Consider the following 25,913-nt stretch of genomic DNA (forward strand, 5'->3'; position numbering starts at 1 on the left):
TTTAATAGTTCAGTCTATTTATTTTATTCACCCGAGTATTCATTCCCATCGAATAAAAAAGAACACCATTTTGCCTAAAAAATTGCCTTAAATCTCTAAAAAATTCTCAATGAAACGCAAAAACTCCTCTTTTCTGCGGGTGGACAATACGATGGACTTTTTGGAATTCATCTCTACCGTTAAACCGTCTTTCTTCACAATTTTATTAATCTTTAAGGTATTGATGATAAAAGAATTATGCACCCTAAAAAAACCGGTTTCTTCCAGTTTGTTTTCAAAATCTTTCAAATGCTTGGTCACAGTAATTTTTTCCCCATTATCCAAATACACATCGGTATACGGACCACTGGCTTCCAAATAAACCACTTCGTTCAATCGAACCAATTTGATGCTATCCAAAGCCCTCAGCATCAACGAGTTTTCTTGCTTAATCCGAAAGTCATTGGCACTTCCTGCTTTTTGTTCTTTTTGAATGACTTCCAACGCCTTTTCAATAGCGGTTTTAAATTCGGTGATGTTAATGGGTTTTAAAATATAATCAAAGGCTTTGTGTTTAATGGCTTCGATAGCATATTTTTCATGACCCGTAATAAAAATTACTTTGGCATTGGTTTTTTCAATCTGCGAAAAGATTTCAAAACTGGTCTCTTTCCCTAAATGAATATCAAATAAAAACAACTGATATACATTGTGTTGAATTGCCTCTACTGCTTGCTTTACTGTGGCCACCGTATCAATTTGAGGAATGCTTTTAGAAAAATATTTTTCCAAAAGCGATTGTATCATGGAGCTGATTTTGGGGTTATCATCTAAAATTAATGCTTTCATAATTAGGCAGCTAAAAGAGGTAAGGTAAAGGTAACACAAACTTTTGCATCCTTTTTATCAAACGAAAAAGAAGTCGGTTGCCGATGAATCTTCCGATGCAGTTCTAAGCGTTGTTTGGTGATTTCTAATCCTCTGGAAGGGGCATTATCGTGCTTTTTAAAACCATTATGGTCTTCCCCTACTATCGTATTGATTACTTTAATAACCAATTCTTTCTGTTGATTCTTTTCAAAAAACACCTCAATTGTTCCGGGTTTATCCTGCTGAAAACCACTGTGTTCAATCGCATTTTCCAACACGGTTTGTGTCAAAGCACTCGGAAGTTGGTATCGGTTTAGTTCATGCTCGGTAAATTGGTCTTCCAGATGAAATGCAAAAGCATCATTGAACCGATGTGCCTGTGTTTTTAAATAATTGATAATCATTTGTTTTTCTTCAAAAAGTGTCCATTCATCTTTAAAAGTACTTTCTAACAACAAACGGGAAAACCTTGAAATATCGGCAGTATAATTGATTAAATTTTCATCCATTCCCTGCTCTATCAAAGTAGCTTGTAAAGCCGTAAAGGCATTGTTAATGTAATGCGGATTAAACTGCGAACGCGTCAGTTTAGAACGCAAAGCCAAACTTTGTATGGCATTGATTTTGCGTTGATAATATACGATTAAAAAAGCCACCGTAAACAACACCGCTAATCCAATTAAACTATAGCGTAAAAACTGCTTTTGTTTTTCAATTTCAAACGCTTGGATTTTGTCTTTTTGCTTTAAAATGGTAATCTCCTGGTCTTTTTTTTCTGTTTCATAGGCAACCAAACTGCGTTGTAAATTTTGAACATTCGAACGCAAGCTAATGCTGTCTAACATACTGATGATTTCTGCATTAACTTTAGCAGCTTCCTCAAAATGTTGGGTTTGAATTAATACTTTGTTTTTTACATCCAACGCTTGTCGCAATAAATCTTGATTTTGAAAATTGCGATAATAGGCAATGGCTTTCTCAATGTATTGTTCTGCAGTTTGGTAATTTCCCAAATGATAATGTACCGTTGCCAACAAACGGTTCGCATTGGCGGTATGAAACCCAAATTGCTTTTCATCGGCGGTTTGAAGTACCGCTAACCCCAATTGTTGGGCTTTTTGATACATTTCTTTTTTCACATACAAAAAACCTAAATTATTGGCAATGAGCATTTCGTTATTCAACTCCTTGATTTTCTTGGCTCTTTTCAACGCTTTTTCCAATAGGGCAATGCCTTTGTCTGTTTGTTCAGTTACTTTGTAAATATGTGCCAAATTGTTGCATGAAGCTAAATAATTGTCCTGATGTTCCGTTCTGTTTTCCAAGAGAGCAATCACTTTTAAAAAATACTTTTCACCTTCATTATAATTTGCAAATTTGGTGTGAATGTAACCGGAAACGCCTAAAACATAAACGTACTCTTTTAATTGGGTTTCCGGATTAATCTCAGATTCAAATTGTTTGAGGTATTCCAACGCCTCTTGGTCGCGTTCTAAACACAAGAGGGAATTGATGACACCGGTTTGGGTTTCCATTACAACATTCCAACCGGCATAAGGTTGCTTGATGGTTTTGAATAAAGCTAAATTTTCTTCATACAACGTTAAAGCTCCTTTACAATCTTTTTGCATTTCAAAAAGGATTCTTCCGTAAGTTCTATTATAAAAAGTGCGTAATTGCACATAATTGGTATGTTTGTTTAAGTAAGCCACTACTTTTTGCATTGTAGCCGTAGCCGTTTTTACATTGAGCCGTTTTTCCTGATTCGCCCTGTAAATCATTAAGGCGTGTTGCACATAAACCGAGGATTGATTTTGAATAAGTTGGTTAATTTCCACTATACTTTTTTCAACCGTAATATTATCCTGAAGCAAGAGAGCCTCCGCCTTTTTTAATACCGTATTGTTTTGTTGAATCCATTCTTCCTCCGTTTGAGCAGCAAGGAGTTGAGTGAGAAAAAAAATGAAAAAAAATGAATTTTTCATGACGAAATATTTAGAAGATTAAAAGTAAAAGAAATAAACCATATGCAATAAAAGATGTACAAACTTTTTATAGGATAAGTTTTTTGACAACTACTTCACCACTTTCCATTGTAAGCGATAACATATAAACCCCTTTCGTCACTGTTTCAGTCGGAATAACAAGGCTTTTATTGTTTACCGTCTGTTTATTTATCACCACTTTACCTGTTATATCATACATCCGTGCTTGAGAAATTAGTTGCGTGAAACTGCTAATAAAAACGCTATTTTCACGGGTTGAAACTTGAATTAGCTGAATGTTATTCTCCGGTAATGAAAGTGATTCATCTGTAAACTGCAGGGTAAACCGTGAGGAATACACCCCGGAAGTTGAATCAAAAACATACGGCATTGTGGATATAGGATGAATAATACCCAACACATGGTCAACTAAATAGACAGCTTGTTCCGCATTGAATAGTCCACTTCCGTGAAGCATATCAATTTGAAAGGTACCCGATTGATCCGTTTTAAAAGACAAGGGAACAATATCGTTTATATCCAATGGTAAACCGCGACCTTGAATAGTAAATTCTTCTCCATTAATCAAAGAAGTTAAGGCATTCGGGTTATCATTGATATAGCGTCCATCAATAAAAGCATCTTCTCCGGAAGTAGCTTCGGGCAAATAGGCAACCATCATATTCGAAGAAAGGGTTCCAGGTCCGCTCAATTGAAGAATGATGCGATGCAAGTCTGTTACCTCATCGTCAAAATGGGATTGATTTTTGGGGGTATTCATGCGTAACATTGGTGAAGCAGTATTTCCCGTTCGCATATAATTTTTGAATTTTAATTGATTATTGCGGGTAAATACTATAAAACCTTGACCGGGGCGTACCTCACGTCTCGGACTCCAATCAAAAGGATCACCACTGTTCGATAGTCCACCTAAAAACAAGGTATAGGTAGCATAGGAGCTTGTAGCCGTATTGTTTTCTTTTCTCCAAAAATAGATTGGGTCTTGAATGCCATTTTCGGCAGCAAATTGAAATAAATCGAAAGCCGACGGATAAGGATTTCCGGTTGCCACATACTGAAAAACAGGAACCGTCAAGGTATAGTCACCATTGTGTGGAATTCCGTCAAATGTTCCTACCCAAGGTGTTGGAAAAGTAGGATGATTATTTGGCATTCTAATTAAGTAACTTTCCCCGACATTAAAATCGGTCACCGATGGGTCAACGGATTGATAGTTATTGGTAGCCGATTGGTAGCGATAGAATCGGTTGGTGACTGTTTGCGGTGAAAAGTCTAACAGATTTTGTCCCACAACGGGAGAAGACCACAACACATAATCCAATCGTTTTAAAGGAGTGGTTTCCGTTTGAATGTGGATAGGGGTTGAATTGGCAGTACTTTTTTGTTGGAGCAAATTAGACGAGGATGGAATGTGTAACGTAGCCAAGGGAGCCACTGTAACGGAATCAACCACAATCAAATTTTGCCCTTCATTCAAGCTAAATAAAGCATTTCCTTGTACTGTAATACTACAACAACTGAATCCGGGTCCCTGGTAATTTCCGGTTACTATGACCTCTTTTTCAAGGGTTGGTGTTCCATTACTCCAAGAGGTTCCATTCCATATTGTTTGACCGTTACACAAAGTGGTTACAATTTGAACGGTGTAATCTTGTACCTGACCGCTAAAAGCAGTTTCACATAATGTTGGTAGAGCATTTTGTTTTATAGCAATCCGCATTGCCGTGGTACCCTCATTTACTGTGAGTGGAATAGTAAAAGAACCTGTAATCGGATTTACGGTGGAACTGGCTCTGCTATAAACCAGTTCACCGGGGTCGTTAAACAATCCGTTCCGATTATAATCTATCCAAACAGCAGCACCGAAACTATACGGCGTGGTGGTGAGTTGAAGCGTATTGTTTTCTCCTTTGACCAATCGAATAGGTTGTTCATGAAAACTATGGTAACCTTGGTTATAAATCAATGTATTGTTGGTATAGTCGTTCAGTTGAACCATGCGTATATTTCGATACAAACTTCCGGAAGAAGTGCAATAATTACCTAAAGTAGTAAAAGTCAATAACGTACTAAAATCTGAACTTTGAGCACCACAAAACGATTGAATTTGCACTTCATAATCGGTTAAAGCTTGTAGACCGGTTATTAGGATTTCCTGTTGCGTTGTTTCAATGGATTGCCAAAGGGAATCAGTAGTTTTTTTATACCTCACCCAATAAGGTCGAGCATCCGTATCACGCCATTTAATAACTACCGAAGAAGAAGTGATAGAAGAATACTTCAAATCAGTAGGTACAGCGGTGGTACAATTGTGGTTAACTCCGGTAATAACCAAACTAAAAGGTTGAACACCACCGGTTAAAGTTCCTTTGTGGGTTACTTCTACTGTATAATTTCCGGAGGCAACAGCAATTGTAATTCGCTCATAGGGGTCAACGGCATTGTCGCCTGTACCGGAAGTGGTTGGTGATAATAACCTAATCGGATAATAGGTTGTGCCGTTTTGGGTGATGCGAACATCTAAATCGTTTATCAATCGGGAATGAGAAGAATTTAGTGCTGTGGAAGGAACTCCGGGTAAGTCAGTCCAACACAAGGAGAGTTGCAAAGGATGAATCCCGTCTGATACGATGGGAAGAGTATAGGTCTGTCCGTTGACTAAAGTTGACTCTATGATTTCTGTCGTTTTCCCTTTCCGCTGAATGGTTTGTATTGCTTTTTTACTGTTTAACAGTCCCCACCCCGAATAAGCATCCGGCCCTTGCGGTAGAATGTCATCTGCAGTATGAAGAGCTAATGCTTTGAGGGTTGCCGCTTTCATAAAACCATTTTCCTGTTGATGATAAAATTCCTGCCAAAGCATCAAAGAGCCGGTCACATTAGGTGTAGCCATTGACGTTCCTGTTAAAGAGGAGCAACTGAAGTTAGAAGTACTGTATGCCGAGGTCACCTGTGTTCCTTTACCTGCTACATCAGGTTTGATACGTAATTCATCCATTGGTCCTTGACTACTACTAGCGTTGATTGAGGCGGACACTAATTCCCCTAATTCATTCAATACGATTGAGGTAGCGTTGGCAACAACTAAATTGTTTTTAGCACATTGATGTCCTGAAATTTTATCAAAGCCCGTATAAATAGGTTGCGAATTATAATTGGCTTGTCCATCATTTCCGGCCGAAAACACCAATAACAAATGAGGAGCATTGTGCATAATCAAATCCCAATCTGCCGCTGTGGAACTATAATTTCCAAACTCATAGGTAGGCAAACCGTTATTATACCAACCATACGAATGATTGGTTAACAGAGCTCCTTCCAAGGCGGCTTGAGTAACTTCAGTAAAATGATTGGTCCAACGATAATTTTTGGCTGTGGCTCGTGGTGCCATTCCTTTTGCCTCTCGCAAAGCTCTTCCATTGCCCAATAATGTCCCCGTTACATGCGTGGCATGATAATGGGTATAATCGCCACCGCCTTCAGCCATTACATCTTCTAACGTTACCCTAACGGTATTTCCGTTTCCTTTAAATTCTTCATGTGTAACCCTCGGATGACCGGAATCCCAAACATAAAAAACCATATCTTGTCCTTGTAAATTCAAATCCAATCCGCCAAAGTCTTGTAAATAATTGGTACGGGTTGCCTGGGCAGCCAACGTATTATGCGATTGAAGATAAATAGGAACTCCCTGTTCATTAATTTTTTCTAACTCAATCTGTACAGAATCATTCGATTTTAGCTTAGGAAATCGACTTGCTCTTATCTTTTGTTGCTCTTGTTCAAATGCATTTGAAAATTGAGTCACTACATTCTTTAATGCCTTTGCATCACTTTTACTCAATATAGTTTTTCTTTTATCTTCCGTTGATTGCGAATACAATTGAGAAAAAGTTAACATCAATAAAATACACAGTACACTATTTTTCATTATTTATTGAATTTGGGTTATTAAAAATGAACTTGAAAGGTAACTGAGAAAAAAGTTATCCTTCTATCCGATTTAATAGCCTAAGCCAATCATTTAACCAACGCTGTATATTCCACTACAACCGTTTTTTGTTAGACCCTCTTTTTTGGATTACTCGAGTGAATTTTAATGATTTATTCAACTATTAAACAAAAGGTTGCATTTATTAAAAGAATATTCACAACGCCTAATCTTAATAGAATTGTTTGGTTAATGGGCAGTACATTCGTTTCAACGTTAAACAAATCTACTTATGAAAAAAATTTTACTTCTTGCGTTATGGTTAGCCTTTAACTATAACTCTTCTGCTCAAGTATTTGATTGGGTGAGAACTACCGGTGGACCAGCCGGTGAAAGTGCATCAAAAATTGCAACCGATGCCTTAGGAAATGTTTATGCGATGGGCAGTTATACCGGTACATTGGATATCAATCCATCGAGCGGAACGTTAAATGTAACCGCTGTTGGCGGAACGGATATCTATATTCAAAAGTTTGATGCTTCCGGTACTTTCATCAATGGAATTTCTATTGGAGGCCCGGGAAATGATACTCCGGGTGATATCTTGATTGACAACAATGGTTACGTTACTGTGGCCGGAACTTTTGAACAAGTAATTGACTTAGACCCCAGTCCGGCACAAAATGGTCATGCTGTTTATAACTTTGGAACGAGCAAAGATTTTTTTATAGCCAAGTATGACGATTTAGCCTATGCCTTTTCAAGATCAATTGGAGGTGCAGGAGATGATGTGGTGAACGCGATGGATGTGGATAGTAATAATAATTTGGTGCTGACAGGTATTTACAGACAAACGGTTGATTTTAATCCAAATATTAATATTACAAACTCTTTAACGACTACATCCGGTGGTGAAGCTTATGTTCTTAAATTAGATGAGCATTTAGATTATGTTTGGGTAAAATCTTTTGCAACAACAAACAGTAATGGGGGTGTTGGAACAACCATTCGATGCGACAGTACTGATAATATTCTGGTGGGTGGAACATTTAGAGGAACAACTGATTTTGACCCTAATGCAGGGGTACAAAATGAAACTGCCCAAACCAACTTTTCGGCCGGTTTTATTGTAAAACTAAACTCATCTGGAGATTATTCTTGGAAAGCTACTTTAAATACAACGAATAATAATGCAGCTGGTGTTATATACAACGGATCACCTGAAACATGGTTAAGAGACCTTACTATAGACACTAACGACAACATTATTGCAGTGGGTACATTCAGAGGAAGAAATGTTGATTTTAACCCTACCTCAGGCACTGTCACCTTTAACAGTGATATTTATGTACAAACAAACCCGGATATTTCTACTTATAAAAATACAGGGTATATATGGAAACTCAATTCAACCGGAGATTATGAATGGGCAGGGTTGATCAAAAATGGTGGCACCAATACATTTTTACCCTTTGTAGACGTATCACCACTTTCCGTTGCGGTAGACGAATTAAATGATTTTTATGTAACAGGTTTTTTCAAAGGCATAATAGATTTAAATACAGGTAGCGGAAATAATTCTGTTACTAATAATGTTGACTATGATTCGTTTATTTTCAAAAATAATAGTTCAAACAACGCCTATGTTTGGGGAAGAAGAATCACCTCAACGGATGACGCCTGTTATGTTAATGATTTACATATTTTTGAAAACAAGTTACTTTTATCCGGTCGATTTGGTGGCACGGGTAGTTTTGACCCGAATAATATCTCGGCACAAACCGTTACTTCCCAAGGGGATTTTGATGTATTTTTATTATCATTAACCGAAACTTCATTAAACACAGCGTCTTTTGAAAAGAACGATTTTGTAATCTATCCAAATCCGGTGACCACTGCATTAGCTATTCAATCCACCTTGAATGATTTTGATTATAAAATGTACACCGCTGATGGAAAAGTTGTGAAACAAGGAACTATTGATGCGACTAGGAGTTCTATTGATGTTTCAACGCTTCCTTCCGGATTGTATTTTATTCATTTTGAATCGGATGGTTATCAAACTGTTCGGAAAATAATTAAACAATAAATATGAAACTATTTAATCGTAATTTTTTTCAATTTTCTTCAAAATCTCTTTTCCTTGGAAAAGGGATTTTGATATTTTTTGTGCTACAACCGCATTTTACATCTGCACAATGCACGAATGCTCCTTATGGAATGGCACCCTCACTGAATGTAACGCCTAATTGTTCAGGCTCTTTACAAACCATCACAACCCAAGCCAAAGCGGGAGAATACAGTAATGTTGTTGTTTTTCCGGACATTGAATATACCTTTTCTAGTTCAAGAGTTTTTGACTACATCACCATTACATCAGAAAATGGAACTACGGTCTTAGCTCATGGCACTACCCCTATTTCATGGAATACCAATAATTTTTCCGGGATAATTCGTTATTATTTACATAACAATTCCGCTTGCCAAATAGATGCTACTGCTCGAACAAAATACATTAATTGTAATTCATTTCCTGAAATTTTATGTTATGAACCTCAAAACCTACAAGTTGGCAATATTGATACTAATAGTGCTTTATTTTATTGGAATGATGTAAACCCGCTTCCGGGTCAAGGTTACCATTATTATTTTTCGGAAGAGGATACTCCACCTGTTGCCACGACCATTCCAACCGGAGTAATAGCCGGAACTTCTGTTTTGTTTGAGGATTTAAATCCAAACACCACCTATTATTGTTGGGTACGTTCGAGTTGCTTTTATGATTTACAAACCGATTGGGTGGGAATTAATTTTACCACCTCAGCAGGGTGTAATCCATCCGGAAATACTTTATTCCCAACGGCGACTTTTACGCCAACTTGCAGTGGAAATGATCAAGTAATTACCAATTCCGCCCGAGCGGGGCAATACAGTAATGTGAGTATCTCATCGAACAGACTTTACACCTTCCGAAGTTCAAACACCAACGACCAAATAACTATAACCAACAGTAGCGGGACATTGATTTATAAAACCGGTCAAACGCCCCTTAACTGGTTATCCGGTTCCAATTCGGGAACGATTCGATATTACCTGCATAAAAATAACAATTGTGATTCAGAAGCCGTTAATCGAACACGATTCATCAAATGTTCTGCAACCAGTCAAGATTGTGTAAGTCCGAATTCAATTTCAGTCACAGACATTACCAATCAACAAGCCACTTTGTTTTGGAATATTCCGATTCCTATTCCGGGAAATGGGTATGAAATTTATAGAAGTACAAACAGTACACCACCCAGTTTGTTTTCTCAGCCTATTTTTACCACAGAAGAATCGATAATTACATTGACAGGTTTAAATCCAAATGCTACTTATTACACTTGGGTTAGAGCGGTATGTGATAATGGTAACAAAGGTGCGTGGACGCAAGGTCAGACTTTTACAACACTCTCCAATTACAGTTGTCCTTCTCCAACTGCTATTCAAGCCGATATCATCAGTAGTTATCATGCCAAACTCAGCTGGAATACGAATGGAATTCAACCTCATCAAGGATTTGAATACTATTTCAGTATGACAAACAATGCACCCAGTGGTTCTACTCCGCCAACCGGTTCTTTAAATGAAGCCGTGTTATATTTAAATAACCTAACACCAAGTACTAACTATTATGTTTGGATACGTTCTGCTTGTAGTTCTACCGGTAAAAGCAGTTGGATGGCATTTCCTTTCGTAACCAATTCTTCACCATTTGGCTGTACCACTCACCTAAACATTACCCCGCAAAACCTTTACTTTCCAACCAATTGTGACGGTAATGAATATGTAATGACAACCACGGCTAATTCAGCCAGTTACGGAAAAGTAAGAGTAATACCAAACAAACATTATACATTCAGAAGTACAGTCAATTCAGATTTTATTACGATTACTAACGAGAATGGCACTATCATCTACAAATCGGGTCTTACCCCTTTGCATTGGAATTCTTCTAACGTGGTAGAAACCATTCGCTTTTATAATCACACTAACAGTGCTTGTAGTAATGCCAATAATTTTAATCGAACAAAAACGGTAAAATGTGATGACGACTTGTTCTTAAGTTTACCGGAAAATTCCGTTCCCTTAGAAACTATTATTTATCCCAATCCGGGCGAATCTACAGTATCTATTGAATCTAATGACGTAATCCAAACGGTTGAATTCTTTAATCTTTTGGGTCAACGAGTCAAAGAATATAAAAATGTAAATGAATTGAATATCAATATAAATACCGCAACCCTTCAATTGGGTACTTACTTGATAAAAGTAACCACTGAAACGAGTCAAAAAACAATAAAATGGGTTAAAAATTAGGTGATGAAAACAGTTCAATCGGATTTATATAATACACTCGCAATTGTTATTTCGTTAACTTTAGCGTTTTCAATTCCGTTTGAACTGTTTCTTTTTTCGTATGCCTTTTTGGGTCCGCTACATTATTTAACGGAGATTAATTGGTTGGAAAAAAATGATTACTTTATCCCGTATAAAAAAACAATCTATGGCTTTTATGCCCTTGCCTTTTTGTTATCCGTTCCGGCTTTTTTTTATGTCATTCAACCCTATTTTGAATTAACAGATGCTCAGCAAAATTGGATGCATCAATTCGGTAAAAACAGTGGCTTGTACGGTTTACTTTTTATTCTTCTTTTTGCCTTTTCGCTTACCCTATTTCGTTCCGTTAAGAAAATAATTGTATTCAATTTGGTACTCGTTCTTCCTTTGGTTGGGTTGCTCCCTGAATTTGATTTTATCTCCACCGCAGTTATTTACTTTTTACCTACGTTAATTCATGTGTATGTGTTCACTGCTCTGTTTATGCTGGCCGGATACTTTAAAAACAAATCTAAACTTGGATTAATCAACTTGATCTTGATAAGTACAGTACCGTTGCTTATTTTGTTTTCAAGTGTTATTTCACAAGAATATATCCCCTCTCTGTACACCCAACAGTCTATGCAAGCATCAAAAATGCTTCATCTGAATGCCAAACTTTTTGATTTATTAAAAATGGACAGTACAGCATTTACGCCTTTAGCACCTTTAGCAATCAAGATTCAAATTTTTGTTGCTTTTGCCTATACTTACCATTACCTAAATTGGTTTGCTAAAACAGCCGTAATTGGTTGGTCCAGAATAATAAACACAAAAAAATGGATTGTGATTATTTTGCTTTGGTTAATCAGTATAATTATTTATGCTCTTGATTTTAAAACCGGTATTCACTTGTTATTTTTTATGAGCATGTTACATGTTATCTTGGAATTTCCTCTGAATTTTAGAACCATTATCAGTCTCGTAGTTTCAAAAGCTAAACAAAAATAACTAAAGATACGTTCAACATTCATTTAGAAATCTAAACTAAAAATCACCCTGAATTTAAGTATTTACAACCTATCCACAATTCCTCTCCACTCTTCCAACTCCGGAATACCAGGTTTACGTTTACCAAAGAATTGAACGATTATTTCGCCTTTGTCATTGAAAACCTCAACAGCCGTTACCACTCCATCTTCCGTTGGCTTTCTTACCACCCATGTTTGAGCTACTTTCGACATATCCAAATGCAAATTAAAATCCGGATCCATCACATTATACCAGTTGCCGTGCCACATCGTTTTGCGAACGGTTCCGGTGTGAATTTGAATATTTCCACGATTACCGACAAACACCATGATAGGTAATTTTTGTTTCGCTGCTTCTTCCAATAAAGTAACAATGACTTCTTTTTCTTCTTTTTTGGCAAAATAATCGTTAGGAGCCAAACGTAATGCTTGAGTACGGGTTACACCGAATCTTTTTAACATTCCAAAAAATTCATGTGTGTCTTTCAAATCAACCCACGCTTTTTGAAAGCCTTCTACATCAATTTCTGCATCCGGTTTTTCGGATGGTAAAGCAGCCAACTCGGCTGTAGTTTCTGTTACTTCTTGATTTTCTGATTTGTATTTTTCAACTAAAGCATCAAAAGCAACTTCATTACTATCGGGCGTTAAATAGATTTTGTGAATGGCCAAACCGTCTTTTCCAAAAAACTGTAAACTTTTGCGTGTTCCATGTTCCGAAGTTTCACTTACCGCATAGGCTTTATCCCAAGCGGAAAGAAAAATTCGCAAGTCGATATCTTCGCCTACAAAAAGTCCGGCAAACGGACTACTGAAATCCGGATTTAAGTAAACTCCTTTGCGTTCGTGAACACATTCATCGTTGCGGGTTAAAGCCATTACCTTGCCCAATGTTTCAATTGCTGATAAAATTGGGGCAAATTCAGGTTTCAAACGAGTTACGGTTTCACCAATTTGTGTAGCCAACAATTCGGCTTCGCTCACGCCTAATTGCTCGGCTGCATTTCTGATTCTAAGGTGTGGGGTTGTATTTTTCAACGCTTCCCATTGGTCTTTTAATGTTGTTTCTGTTGTATTCATGTTTGTATGATTGTATTAAGTTCCAAATAAAATTAACGGATTTTGATTGATAGGATTGGTGCAAATTGTACATGGAAAATTATACACCTGACTAATATTTTCTCCTGTAAAAACGTCGGCCGGCTTTCCTTGACAAAAAACTTTTCCTTTTTTCATCATAATGATGTGAGTGGCAAATTGTGCTGCTAAATTCAAATCATGGAGTACCACTATGGCTGTGTTCCCTTTTTGCGTGAATTTGCGAATAGATTTCAGTACAATGTGTTGGTGTAATACATCTAAATTGTTGAGTGGCTCATCTAAAAACAGCAATTTATGAGCAATATCGTTATCTAATTGCGTGAGTACACGTGCTAAATGTACGCGTTGTTTTTCTCCACCCGAAAGGGTGTTATAATTTCTTTTAGCGAAAGGAATCACATCGGTTTCCTTCATCGCTTTTTCAACTGCAGTGTTATCTGCTTTGGTTGGAACGGAATCAAAGTAAGGATACCTTCCCATCAAAACAACTTCTTCTACTGTTAGAGGAATGTCATTACTATATTGTTGGGAAAACTTAGCTTTATGCAAAGGTAATTGTTGGATATCCCATTCTTCAAATGTTTTCTTTTTAAAAAAAATTGGTTCTTCATTGTCGCTCATCTCGTTGGACAACATTGACAATAAAGTTGATTTCCCCGCCCCGTTTGGCCCTACAATCACAACCAATTCACCGTAATTGATAGCTACATCAATATTTTGAAGAATAGCCACCTTTTTGTGAGCATACGATATTTTATGAGCTACTATCATGAAATCGATCTTTTATTTTTGATTAAAATAAGAATGAAAACCGGAGCTCCCAGCATTGCTGTTAAAATACCGATTGGAATTTCTGATGGAGCCACAATGGTTCTACTAATGGTGTCTGCAACGACTAATAAAATACTTCCAAAAACGGCTGATAATGGTAAAATCAACTGATAATTGGACTTGAAAACTAACCGCAAGATATAAGGAATGACTAGTCCCACAAAACCAATTGTCCCTGAAAAAGCTACCGTTGTTCCCACCATTAAAGCAGTAAAAACAACGATTTGTTTTTTGATTTTTTCTACAGGAACGCCTAAGTGCTTGGCATCATTTTCGCCCAACAATAATGCATTTAGCGATTTACCTTTTCCAAGTATAAAGAAATAGGATATTAATAAGACTCCAAATAATATCACATTTTTTAACCAACTTGCATTAGCTAAACTTCCAAGATTCCAAAAAGTAAGATCACGTAATTCTTCTTCTTTAGAAATGTAAATTAAGAATCCGGTACAAGCAAATCCGATGGCTGTGATGGCTACTCCCGTAAGCAACATCATAACGACGTTTGTTTTTCCGTTGACGGTGGCAATTTTGTACACAATCAACATGGTAAGTAAAGAACCTAAAAAGGCCATCAAACTCAATAAATAAAAATGTAAACTTTCCGGAATAAAGGTTTTTAACACGCCACCCAAAACAATGGAAGTTGCAGCGAATAAAGTAGCTCCGGAAGTAATTCCCATTAAATCGGGAGTTGCCAGTGGGTTTTTAAACATTCCTTGCATGCAGGTTCCTGACACGGATAACATACTACCGATAAGAATACCCATGACAATTCGCGGTAAGCGTAAATCAAATAAAATATACTGATCGGCTTCTGAAACTTCTGTAGAAGAAATGATAAAACTTTTCAGGATGGAAAAAACATCCGTTTCAAATTCATACACACCTACAAATAAGGATATTGTTGCGATTACACACAGCAACAATATACTTAAAAGAAGGTATGCGGGAAGTTTATTTGGCATTTCCTGAAATTAATTGATTAAGTTCTATTACGCCTTCGCCCACTCTTGGTCCGAAACCGGAAAGTAAAGCTCCGTCCATGGCAATGATATTTTTATTTTTTCCGGCTTTTGTTTTGGCTAAACCTTCAATTTTTAATGCTCCTTCTACTCCTCCTAAACTCTGTAAACCAGATTCAAAAAAGAGAATATAATCGGGATTATTGGTCAATAAAGCTTCGGGTGTTAAGGGTTTAAAATCATCAAATCCGGTCACCGCATTTTGTCCTCCGGCTAAGGCAATCATTTTATCTACCGGAGTGTTTTTTCCAGACACCATCAATGTTCCGGTACCACGAGCATAAACAAATAGTACTTTTGGTTTGGTCGGAATTGCTTTTGCCGTTTTTACTTTTTTATCGATAGTCGATTGCAAAGCAGTAAAGTTTTTTTCTCCTAAAACAGTCGCCACTTCGTGAATTAAGCTTTTAGTTCCTTGAATCGAAAATTCCTGTTTAAAAATATGCGTTTTTACACCGGAAGCTTTTAATTTGGCAGCTAAATCGGGGTTCATATCTTTTTCTGTCGCCAAAATCAAGTTGGGTTTTAAAACCATAATTGACTCCATCGAAAGTGTTCGTACATGACCTAACTCTTTCACTTTTAACGTAGTTGGAAAGGTGCTGGTTACATCGGTAGCCACAATTTTGTCTAGGTGTCCGAGAGCACAAACTATTTCTGTAATAGCTCCGTTAAGGGAAATAATTCGCAATTGATTAGTTTTCTTTTCATGTGAAAAAGCGACTATTCCAATCAAGGTAAAAAGAAATAAAATTGTATTTTTCATTGCGTTAAAGAGGTAAAATTATTTTTGAAGACCGTCAGGTAAGTGTATAGAAAGTATGCTACTTTCAATTTTTGTTAAGAAAACCGAGCCTTTTGACCAGCCCGATTATCCATACAAACAAAAACTCAGTCAAGAATTAGTTCAATATTTCATATTCAAAAATAGGGAAACCTCTTTCTCCGGAATCATTGGTTAATGCTAAAAAGCGTAGCTTATAAATGTTTCCATCCACATCTTTTAACACATAAAAGCGGTCGTCTCTAATACTAGGCAATGAAGATGGTCCGCCACCTGAACGCCAATTGGAACCAATTACTCGCTGATCTGAAGCAGAAGTAATGAATAAAGATTCTTCCACACTTGTTAAAGTAAATGCCTCAAAAGTAATGTCAGCTATTAAAACCTCATAGGCAGTTGTTCCTCCATTTACATTGGTTGTAATAAAATCCGCGTATCCATAGGTTACATCTGCACCCGAATACGGAAAATAGTTTGTAAAAGTGGTAAAATTTAAATCCCACTTGTTTTTTTCAGGTTGAGCAGTAACTTCTTGACCACTAACTAAACTGAAAAAAGTAAAATGATAGGCTGCATTTTTAGAAATGGTTACGGTAGTATGAGTTATTGCATCTAGATCGGCATATTGCAACACATAATTATTACCACTTCTTGTAATTCTGATTTTTTTCCAACCTCTAGGGTCGCCATCAGTAGCTACTGCACCTAGGTTTGGTGTAGTTGTTCCGGCTTTAAAACCTAAGTTCACTAAATACACCTTATTGTCTGCATCATTCGCAGCAATTTCGGCAATGGCTGTTCCTATTCCGGCTCCCGAGCCTTCTAAAATTCCGGTCGGATTGTCTACATATCCTAATGAAGCCAAGGTTGAAAAACCAACAGAAACAGAAGCATCTTCCGTTTGTACCTCATCGATATTGGTTGTATTCAACTGTTTTACAGCCATTTTCAACGAACCGTTTATAGCTACTCTAAAAGCTGCCCCGGAAGAAAAACCCAAATCCCATGATTCTCTTGCAATAGGTGTTTTGGTAGATGTACTTAAATCGACATACAATTGGTTTTGTTGGTTTGGCCCTCCTGTGGAAGCTTCCACTACGGCCTCTGAAACCGGGGGAACATAAGGTGCTCCATCGTCATCGCTTGAACAAGATGCAAGTGCTAAAATACTGAGTGATAAAATAAAAAATCCTTTTTTCATGGTAATTGATTTATATTAAAAATTGAGGTTATATGTTAGTTTAGTAAAATAACTGGTTCCGTAAGCCAGTAAAATTTGAGAGGAAACCGAATGTCCGCCCCCTTGATTTAAATTCGTTTGATTGATATCAGTGATGTTGAATAAATTCCGTGCTCCCATGGTTAGTTCTAATTTGTCCTTGAAAAAATTCTTTTGAATGGATGCATCCAACCAATTATACGATTCAATATCAGACAAAGCATATCCTTGCTGATCCTCAACAAATTGTTGAGTTTTCCCGGTAAATTTGTAATAGATAGAAGCGATGGTATTCCATTTTTCAATGTTGTACGAAACACTGCTATTCAGGTTGAATGAGTAAAGGTATTTGTCGTCAGATTGAAATTCTCCATTGTCAATAAATCTTGAAATACCCACGAAAGAAGCTCCTAAATTGAATCGCCATTGGTTGTATTCCAATTGATTATTCGTGGAAACATTCCACATATTGTATTTGTTGATGTTGATATATTGATACATTGGATTATTGTTCGTTTCATCAAAACCAATTAAAGCCATATCAATTCTGTCTTTAATATCCATAAAGCTGGCGATAAGGTTAGTGGCAACTGCTGCATCCGAACCAATGTAAAATCGCTTTTTTATACTTGCTTCATAAGAAGTACTCCTTTCCGGAATTAAATTTTCATTTCCCACAAAATAATGTCCTGAGAAAATCAATTCGGTAAACAACTCTTCAAAAGAGGGTGTCCGAAATGATTTCCCCACAGAAGCCCTTATTTCAAAATCATTCTTAAACAATTGTCTGGCTCCCAAAGAAAGTGCATACTGATTGTCGAATTTGGATTGAAACGAATAACGAGCTCCCGGTCGAAAAGAAAAATTTTCGGTAAGTTTGATTTCCGCAACTGCAAAAACATCGTAATTATCAATTCGCTCACGAATTGTCTTTGTACTGTTATTTTCTCCTACCAATAATGAAAACCCATTATTCAATGCCATTTCATATCCTAACTGAAAATCTACTTTTTTATGTTTAAAAAAATTACTGAAGTTTCCGGTTGAATAGATCACTTTTGTAGATTGGTCTTTAAACTTATTGTTATTCGATTCAGTTTGGTTAGAAATAGTATACCTGAATTCTTCAAATAATCTTTCTTGTAATTGATGCGATAGTGAAATATTATAATTTATTTTGGATAATAATTTCCCTACCGCATTCAAATGATGGTAAAACCGATTCGTAAAATAACGAATGTCATCACCGTATTTGTAGGCTCCCAATTGGTTGCTGAAACCCGATTGCACTACATTATTATAATAGTCAATCTGTTCGTTTAAATATTCAAATTTGTAGAAAGCCTGAAAAAAATTTTTCTTGTAATGGAGTAAAGCCGAAGCGTTCCATTGCTCTTTAGGAAGCCATCTATAACCTCTTAATCCGTTATTTACGGCATGGTTTTTTCCTTTTAAATCACCCAAAAATCCCTGAAAGTCATTTCTGTTCGCACCCAATGAAGCAAACCATTTATCTGAAATATTGTGTGAAACTTTTAGGTTTTGAATGTGTCTTCCCTTGTCAAACCATTCGTATTCGTCGCCAATTGTTTCTTCTTGCAAGGTTGTGCTGATTGCCCATTTATTTGTATTGCTTTTTTTGGTGATTATATTTAAAATTCCGGAAACAGCGTTGGCTCCATGCGTTACGCCGATTGAACCCTCGATAATTTCAATCCGTTCAATATCATTTAAGTTAATTTGTGATAAATCGACATTGTTACCGAAACCGGCTTCGTTGACTAGCGGAATATTATCTACTAAAATTTTAAAATATTGTGCATCTAATCCAAACATTGATACTGTTGATCTTCCTGAGTTGCTGCTTGGTCTAACCGTAATGTTTAAATATTGATTGAGTACATCGCCTAAATTATTAGCCGCCAAGTTTTTTATATCTTGATTGGTGATAACCCGAACATTATGTACTGATTTTTTTAGCGATTGCGGTTCAACTTGACCTGTAACCACCACATCTTTTAAATCAATTGTTTGAGTCGAATCGATTGTTTGGGCATTTATGTTACTTACTGAATAAAAAAGAAATAAGAGAAAAATATATCGGCTCATTATTAAGAATCTTTCTAAATAAACATAAGCAAATATATTGTCTTATTTTTATTTATTCTAAATAAAAGAAAGAATAAAAATGTTAAAATTTATAATTAACTGAATATAAGATTATTAAAAAAATAAAAAATCCAAATCGGTATTGATTTGGATTTAAGATATCGTTTAAAAAATATTAGTCCTGAGGCAAAAACACTTCAGCCATCATACATCGGGCACTTCCGCCCCCGCAGGCTTCAATGGTATCCAAATTGGCGTGTAAGATTTCGCAATGTTGTTCTATTTTATGAATCTGGGCTTTTGTTAAACTTTGGTGAGCCGAATTGCTCATCACCAAATAACGTTTATCCTCTTTTCCTTTGACCTGCAGCATGTTTCCGGCAAAGTTATTTACTTGGTCTTCGGTTACTAAAATGATGTCTTTTCCATCTGCTTTTAGATTATCTAACACCATTTTGCGTTCTTGTTTATCGTCAATGCAATCTGCACAAACTACGGCAAACGTTTCGGCAATACACATCATCACATTGGTATGGTACATGTGTTTGCGTTCCCCGTTCACGGTTTGATAGGCTTCAAATATCACCGGAGCCAAATCAAAATCTTCACAAAACTCGATAAACAATTCTTCATCCGCACGAGGTGAAAGAGCACAATAGGCTTTTCCGTTATCACGGTCTAAGACAATACTGCCTGTGCCTTCTAAAAAGAAACCGTCTTCTTCGGCAGAAGTATAATCCATGATTTCATTGATAACAAATCCTTTGTCTTCCAAAATATCCAAAATATCTTCCCTACGTTCTGCTCTTCTGTTTTCAGCAAACATTGGATACAAGGTCACATCGCCATTCTCATGAAAGGAAATCCAATTGTTGGGAAAAATACTGTCGGGCGTGTCAGGATCAAGCGTATCTTCTACCACAATCACGTTTACGCCTACTTTGCGAAGCTTCTCAACAAATGCATCAAACTCATTTTGAGCTTTGGCATTTACAGTTGAAGGAGTCGTATTTTCTAATACTTTTTGGTAATAATTATTCACGGCCGTTTGCTCGTTCATACGGAACGCAACAGGACGAATCATGAGGATGGAATTGGTGGTTTGGTTCATCGTTTTTTTTTTTTAATGGATGATGGATAAATCGTTCATCATTCGACATTCTATATTCATCGGTTGGTTGTTATCAAATATGTACGTTTGAATTTTGAATTTCGACCAACGAATATTGAATGTTGAATTGTATAGCTGTCACTAAAGTTAAATTCATTTTGTAATAGGTTAATACTTCATTATTCGTTTTTCTACATTCATCGGTTCGTTGTTATCAAATATGTACGTTTGAATTTTGAATTTCGACCAACGAATATTGAATGTTGAATTGTATAGCTGTCACTAAAGTTAAATTCATTTTGTAATAGATTAATACTTCATTATTCGTTTTTCTACATTCATCGGTTGGTTGTTATCAAATATGTACGTTTGAATTTTGAATTTAGATTAACGAATGAAGAACGTTGAACTATTTATCCCTTACCAAAGGCAAAGTCGAACATCTTAAAAGTCCTTCTTGCTTAGCAATTTCTGCGTATGGAATTTCTTCTACGGTGAAGCCGTTTTCACGAAGCCAATGGTTTAAGCGGGTAAAATTCTTTTCAGAAACTACTACATCGGGTGCGATGGAAAACACATTAGAATTCATGTGATACATTTCGTCTCGGGTGATGTGAAACAAATTTTCTTTTCCGAAAAGATTCACTAAAAACACATAATCCGCTTCTTCTCGGAAACCGCTTTTATAGATTATTCCTTTATTGGTACCAACGGGTTGAAAGCAACAATCCAAATGCAAGGCATTGTCTCTCGCTTCTAATTTGGATTTTACCAAATCAAATTCTTTTACTTTTTTGTGTGGAAATAGTTGTTTGATGTATTCGACCCCTTGCATATTGGTACGGGCCGTAATGTAATCTTTGTAATCGGAACCTTTGTAAGTGCCGATGAAAATATAATCGTTCCACAACATGACATCGCCGCCTTCAATGTGTACTTCCTCCGGTGGGCGAACGACTTTTTTTGGGTCGATGTGGTCAATGACGTATTGAATGGCATCTAATTCTTTTTCTCTGTCCGGTAAAATGTTGGCTTTAATAAAAATATCCTCAATTACAAAACCAATATCGCGACTAAAAATTTGGTTATAATTAGGAATAATATCCGGCCGAAACACTTCCACATCATACTTTTTAAACACTTGATTGAACGCTTCCATTTCGTTGACCATGTCGGCTTCAACGGGATAAGTCCCGGCTAAAATATGTTCGAGTGATTTTGGGTCATAGGCTTCTTCTGCGGTGGGTGTTGGACCGTTATTTACGGCTGTTCCTAACACTACAGCCCTCAATCGGGAAGTTTCGTTTTGAATGTTTAATGGTAGCATATACTTGCTTTAGTCTTTCGACAAAGATAAAAAAAGGGTTTCAAAAGCAATATATATTGTGGGATTAATAATTTTAACAGCGTCAAATCAAAGATTTGATAAATAAGAAAGCCTTCCACATAGGAAGGCTTTAAATGTATTTATTTTTAAAATTATCTCTTCTCAACCGGTACAAAATCCCGCAACGGAGAACCTACATACACTTGTCTTGGTCTTCCGATTGGTTCTTTGTTTACACGCATTTCTTTCCATTGAGCAATCCAGCCGGGTAAACGACCGATGGCAAACATTACTGTAAACATTTCGGTTGGAATACCTAAAGCACGGTAGATGATTCCGGAATAGAAATCGACGTTTGGATATAAGTTTCTTGATTTGAAGTATTCATCTTCCAACGCCACTTTTTCTAATTTTTTAGCAATATCTAACAATGGGTCATCAATCCCTAAAGCTGATAACACATCATCTGCTGCTTTTTTAATGATTTTTGCTCTTGGGTCAAAGTTTTTATAAACTCTGTGACCAAAGCCCATCAACCGGAATGCATCGTCTTTGTCTTTTGCTTTTAATACATATTTATCTACATCGCCGCCGTTTTTATGAATTTCTTCTAACATTTCCAATACGGCTTGATTAGCACCACCATGTAATGGTCCCCAAAGAGCAGAAACTCCGGCAGAAATAGATGCAAACAAACCGGCATGAGAAGAACCAACGATTCTTACAGTTGAAGTAGAACAATTTTGTTCATGGTCGGCATGAAGGATAAATAATTTATCCAACGCATTCACAACTATTGGGTCAATTTTATAAGGTCCGGTTGGCAATTCATACATTAAATGCATAAAGTTTTGCACATAGCCTTTTGTATTATCATAATAGTTTAATGGATAGCCCATAGATTTTCTGTACGTCCAAGTGGCAATCACCAAGAACTTTGCCATGGTTTTGCAAACGGCTTCATACATTTCTTTTTCGTTGTGTGGATTAACCGATTTTGGGTTAAATGCAGTCAACGCACTGGTTAACGAAGCCAACACACCCATTGGATGAGCTGTTTTTGGAAACCCATCGATGATGTTTTTCATCTCTTCGTGCACCAAAGTATATTTGCGAATGTCGTTTTCAAACTTGTCTAATTGAGCTCGTGTTGGTAAATCGCCAAAAATCAATAAATAAGATACTTCTAAAAAATCGGCTTTTTCAGCTAAATCTTCAATAGAATAGCCTCGGTAACGAAGAATACCTTCCTCGCCATCTAAAAAAGTAATTTCACTTTTGCAAGAACCTGAATTTTTGTAACCCGGATCTATGGTTATTGCTCCGGTTAAGGCACGTAATTGATCGATATCGATGGCGGCTTCATTCTCACTTCCTACAATCACAGGAAACTCATATTCTTTGCCTTCGAATTTTAATATAGCTGTTTTTGACATGATTTTATAAAAAATTAATAGGTAAAAATTTTATTTGTTGCGAAATTACAAAATAAAGTAGGATTGTTAAAATTTTATTCGAAACGTTTTCGTTAAAATTAGTATAAATATTGCTAAGTTTCTATATATCGATTAAAATAAAAAACTCACCCGAAAAGAGGTGAGTTTTCTAACTAAAATTAATTTAAACCACTTATTCTTTAATTAATTTCTCTACTTTACTTCCTTTATCGGTATTTATTTTGATAAAATACATGCCGTTGGCTCTTTCAGATAGATTTAATTCTGAATTTACGTTATTCACCAATTGCGTTTGCAATAATCTCCCTTGAACATCATATAATTCAATAGTTTTGAGGATTGAATTATCTTTGATTGTAATGTTGACAATGTCATTAGTCGGATTTGGATAGATGGATATCAAATTATCTAAAACCGGATTCGCAACACGCAATGCTTCAAATAATGTTTCTGCTTCATTGGTTTCGATGGGGAAATTATAATCAAAATAGATATTGGCTCTTTTTTCAACATAATCGCCAGTCTGCAATGCTTCATTGGTTTTCATTTTCAATAAGATATTACCATGTCCACCGGAATCCAATTGAATATTTTCAAAGATAAATTCAATTCTATTTCCGGTCATTCGAATGTTTGCATCATTCGATGTAGCTAACATTTGCAAGGAATTAGTATCAAATTGATTGGGGTCAATATCTACTTTCACCACTACATTTTCAGCCGGAGCGTTACCGGTATTTTCAAAACGAATTAGATAATGCAAATAATTACCAATTTGTGAGGGTGGAACCACATCGCCTTGCAAACAGGTTATATCGTTTGGGTCGTATGAGCCAACTACGGTTTGGTTGAATACGAAAGTATTGTCTTGCACCATTTCATCACCGTCTTGTGGGAGAATAACTGACGTAAAAACTAATTCATCACCAATATTTACAGGATTTTCAGGATCAGTTGGTGGATTAATCAGCATGATAACCACAATACTTCTTGATTCAAAAGGCATCAAATCTTCATAATCCCATTGCAAACCGCCGGCTCCCTGAGCAGACGGAGGAGTAGAGGCGGAAAGAAATTGCATTAGATTCTGATTATAAACAAAGTTTACTCCATATTGCTGGGAAAGTACTTGATTGCCTTTGTTTTTGTAAACAATTAGGTACTTAGCTTCAAAACCGGGTCTTGCCGGAACTACCGGTGCGACAACAATTTCTAAGTCGGGATGAACGCCGTTAGCAGCAATACAAAAATCGAGAGTGGTTGTGGTGTTATCAATTTCTTCAATAATACCCAACCCCGGTTCGGGTGAAACGGTGAAGTAAGAAGGATTTTCAATACTTGGATTGAAAGAATAAGTGCCTTCATTGGTGGTGTAAAAAGTATAGGTTCCTGATGAATTAGTAAAAACAGATGAATTGGTAGACACAGCATTCAAATCAATCATTAACCTGAAAAAGGGTACTGAAATATCAGATTCATCACAGCCATTATTGTTGGTATCATAATGAACGTTGCCCGTTATGGTGTTATAATTTCCACCGGGTGTAAAATTGCAATAGGTATTTACCTCACAATTTACCAAATTAAATTGTTGAATCATTCCTATAACACTGCTTAACTGACTTTCATCACAACAAACATATTGTAAACTTGGATTACAACAAAAAAGCTCCCACCAACTGCCACTATCCATTGTTAAATTTTCATCTACTCCATTTTTAATTAATAAATATTGTAAAGTTGAAGATTGAATTCCTATATATTCTATGTTACTATTATTGTTGCAATCTAATGTCACCAAAGGATTGTTGTGTGCTGAAATAACGGTTAAATTTTGCAATGTAGAGATATCAATTTCTGTGATTGAATTATTGGAGCATCCTAATTGTTGTAAATTAGAAAAACTAGCAATCCCCTCCATCGAAACTATGGCGGAATTAAAAACATTCAACTGGAAAACACCCAATGCTTCCGTTACTTGAATTTCGTTATCAGCATTGATGTCAATTATAATATTTGCACCATTCATGTCTTTTGCAATGCCATTTGAGGTGTTTGCTTGTAAAAGTTTTGCTTTAAAATTAACATCCGGAATATATACTATATCGGCATCCATTACGATTAAATCAAAATTAGTGACTGAATAACAACCTGTTAAAGCATCTTCTACTCTACAATAAATCGTTTGAGGATTACTTGTATTAGAAAATGTACTACTATTAAAAATCATATTTGTTCCTGAATAGGCATCAACTGCTGTAGTAAAATAAGTCACAACTGCTGAAGAAAGTCCATTAATTAAAATGGCTGTTTGTGTTGATAAATCAAAAACAGCCGTTTCATCAAATGGAGATTCATATACAATCAAATCATCAGGTTGTATTATATTCAATAGTGGATTCACAATCAAATCAAACTCAGTAATCTCAAAGTTTGACGGATTGGCATTTTCAAAAACTCGCACATAAATGGTTTGAGGGTTTGAAATGTTAATATAAGCAGTTGGTTGTGTTATTTGATTGACTTCATTTTGAGCATCTTCTAAAGAAGTGTAAAAACCTTCTGTATATAAAGCTGGGTCTAAACCATTATACAACTGAAATAAAGTAAATGTCAGATCAAATATCTCTACACCATCTCCATTCTGATCACAAACAACCAAATCATCCGGTTGAGCAATTGGTGGTTGAGCATATAATGTGCCTGAAAATAAAATAAATAATAGTAAAATCTTTTTCATAGTAATTTATTTTTTTTAAAAATAATATCA

Annotated in this window: 16 protein-coding genes; 3 read left to right on the forward strand and 13 right to left on the reverse strand. The window is 36.2% G+C overall.

Translation table 11 applies throughout. The features are described from left to right. Positions 1–87: 87 nt before the first annotated feature. From R2782_RS07875 to R2782_RS07885, 3 genes are all read right to left on the reverse strand, one after another. Positions 88–828, reverse strand: coding sequence for a LytR/AlgR family response regulator transcription factor (locus R2782_RS07875; RefSeq protein ID WP_371267696.1), 741 nt, complete (start codon positions 826–828; stop codon positions 88–90). A 2-nt stretch (positions 829–830) separates the two neighbouring features. After that, on the reverse strand, positions 831–2,834 hold the full coding sequence (locus R2782_RS07880; RefSeq protein WP_371267697.1) for a tetratricopeptide repeat protein: 2,004 nt from the start codon (positions 2,832–2,834) through the stop codon (positions 831–833). A gap of 67 nt (positions 2,835–2,901) precedes the next feature. Further along, positions 2,902–6,786 carry a S8 family serine peptidase gene (locus R2782_RS07885; RefSeq protein WP_371267698.1) on the reverse strand — a complete coding sequence of 1,295 codons (3,885 nt, stop codon included), beginning with the start codon at positions 6,784–6,786 and terminating at the stop codon, positions 2,902–2,904. Positions 6,787–7,078: 292 nt separating this feature from the next. Here R2782_RS07885 and R2782_RS07890 point away from each other — a divergent pair, with 292 nt between their 5' ends. The 3 genes from R2782_RS07890 to R2782_RS07900 are packed head-to-tail and all read left to right on the forward strand — an operon-like array spanning position 7,079 to position 12,156. Then, positions 7,079–8,875, forward strand: coding sequence for a T9SS type A sorting domain-containing protein (locus R2782_RS07890; protein WP_371267699.1), 1,797 nt, complete (start codon positions 7,079–7,081; stop codon positions 8,873–8,875). Positions 8,876–8,877: 2 nt separating this feature from the next. Next, entirely contained in the window at positions 8,878–11,145 is a 2,268-nt protein-coding gene (locus R2782_RS07895; RefSeq protein ID WP_371267700.1) for a fibronectin type III domain-containing protein, read from the forward strand. Positions 11,146–11,148: 3 nt separating this feature from the next. Next, entirely contained in the window at positions 11,149–12,156 is a 1,008-nt protein-coding gene (locus R2782_RS07900; RefSeq protein ID WP_371267701.1) for a hypothetical protein, read from the forward strand. 62 nt (positions 12,157–12,218) lie between these two features. On the opposite strand, the gene R2782_RS07905 is transcribed toward R2782_RS07900, so the two are convergent. The 10 genes from R2782_RS07905 to R2782_RS07950 all read right to left on the reverse strand — a co-directional run bounded on the left by R2782_RS07905 (position 12,219) and on the right by R2782_RS07950 (position 25,883). After that, entirely contained in the window at positions 12,219–13,256 is a 1,038-nt protein-coding gene (locus tag R2782_RS07905) for a hemin-degrading factor (protein ID WP_371267702.1), read from the reverse strand. A gap of 15 nt (positions 13,257–13,271) precedes the next feature. After that, positions 13,272–14,048, reverse strand: a complete 777-nt coding sequence (locus R2782_RS07910; RefSeq protein WP_371267703.1) for a heme ABC transporter ATP-binding protein — start codon at positions 14,046–14,048, stop codon at positions 13,272–13,274. Continuing rightward, positions 14,045–15,079, reverse strand: coding sequence for a FecCD family ABC transporter permease (locus tag R2782_RS07915; RefSeq protein ID WP_371267704.1), 1,035 nt, complete (start codon positions 15,077–15,079; stop codon positions 14,045–14,047). Before R2782_RS07915 ends, R2782_RS07910 begins: the two co-directional genes overlap by 4 nt. Further along, on the reverse strand, positions 15,069–15,902 hold the full coding sequence (locus tag R2782_RS07920; RefSeq protein WP_371267705.1) for a hemin ABC transporter substrate-binding protein: 834 nt from the start codon (positions 15,900–15,902) through the stop codon (positions 15,069–15,071). The genes R2782_RS07915 and R2782_RS07920 overlap by 11 nt, the downstream gene beginning before the upstream one ends. Before the next feature lie 136 nt (positions 15,903–16,038). After that, on the reverse strand, positions 16,039–17,121 hold the full coding sequence (locus R2782_RS07925; protein ID WP_371267706.1) for an HmuY family protein: 1,083 nt from the start codon (positions 17,119–17,121) through the stop codon (positions 16,039–16,041). A 15-nt stretch (positions 17,122–17,136) separates the two neighbouring features. Next, positions 17,137–19,248 carry a TonB-dependent receptor plug domain-containing protein gene (locus R2782_RS07930; protein ID WP_371267707.1) on the reverse strand — a complete coding sequence of 704 codons (2,112 nt, stop codon included), beginning with the start codon at positions 19,246–19,248 and terminating at the stop codon, positions 17,137–17,139. Between the two features lie 175 nt (positions 19,249–19,423). Continuing rightward, on the reverse strand, positions 19,424–20,359 hold the full coding sequence (gene ctlX, locus R2782_RS07935) for a citrulline utilization hydrolase CtlX (protein WP_371267708.1): 936 nt from the start codon (positions 20,357–20,359) through the stop codon (positions 19,424–19,426). 409 nt (positions 20,360–20,768) lie between these two features. Further along, a complete protein-coding gene (locus R2782_RS07940; RefSeq protein WP_371267709.1) occupies positions 20,769–21,686 on the reverse strand; it encodes a dimethylarginine dimethylaminohydrolase family protein in 918 nt (305 codons plus the stop codon). Positions 21,687–21,838: 152 nt separating this feature from the next. Then, positions 21,839–23,122 carry a citrate synthase gene (locus R2782_RS07945; RefSeq protein ID WP_371267710.1) on the reverse strand — a complete coding sequence of 428 codons (1,284 nt, stop codon included), beginning with the start codon at positions 23,120–23,122 and terminating at the stop codon, positions 21,839–21,841. 193 nt (positions 23,123–23,315) lie between these two features. Further along, on the reverse strand, positions 23,316–25,883 hold the full coding sequence (locus R2782_RS07950; RefSeq protein WP_371267711.1) for a T9SS type A sorting domain-containing protein: 2,568 nt from the start codon (positions 25,881–25,883) through the stop codon (positions 23,316–23,318). Positions 25,884–25,913 lie beyond the last annotated feature (30 nt).

It is taken from the genome of Flavobacterium sp., from assembly GCF_041392085.1.
Taxonomy (GTDB): domain Bacteria; phylum Bacteroidota; class Bacteroidia; order Flavobacteriales; family Flavobacteriaceae; genus Flavobacterium.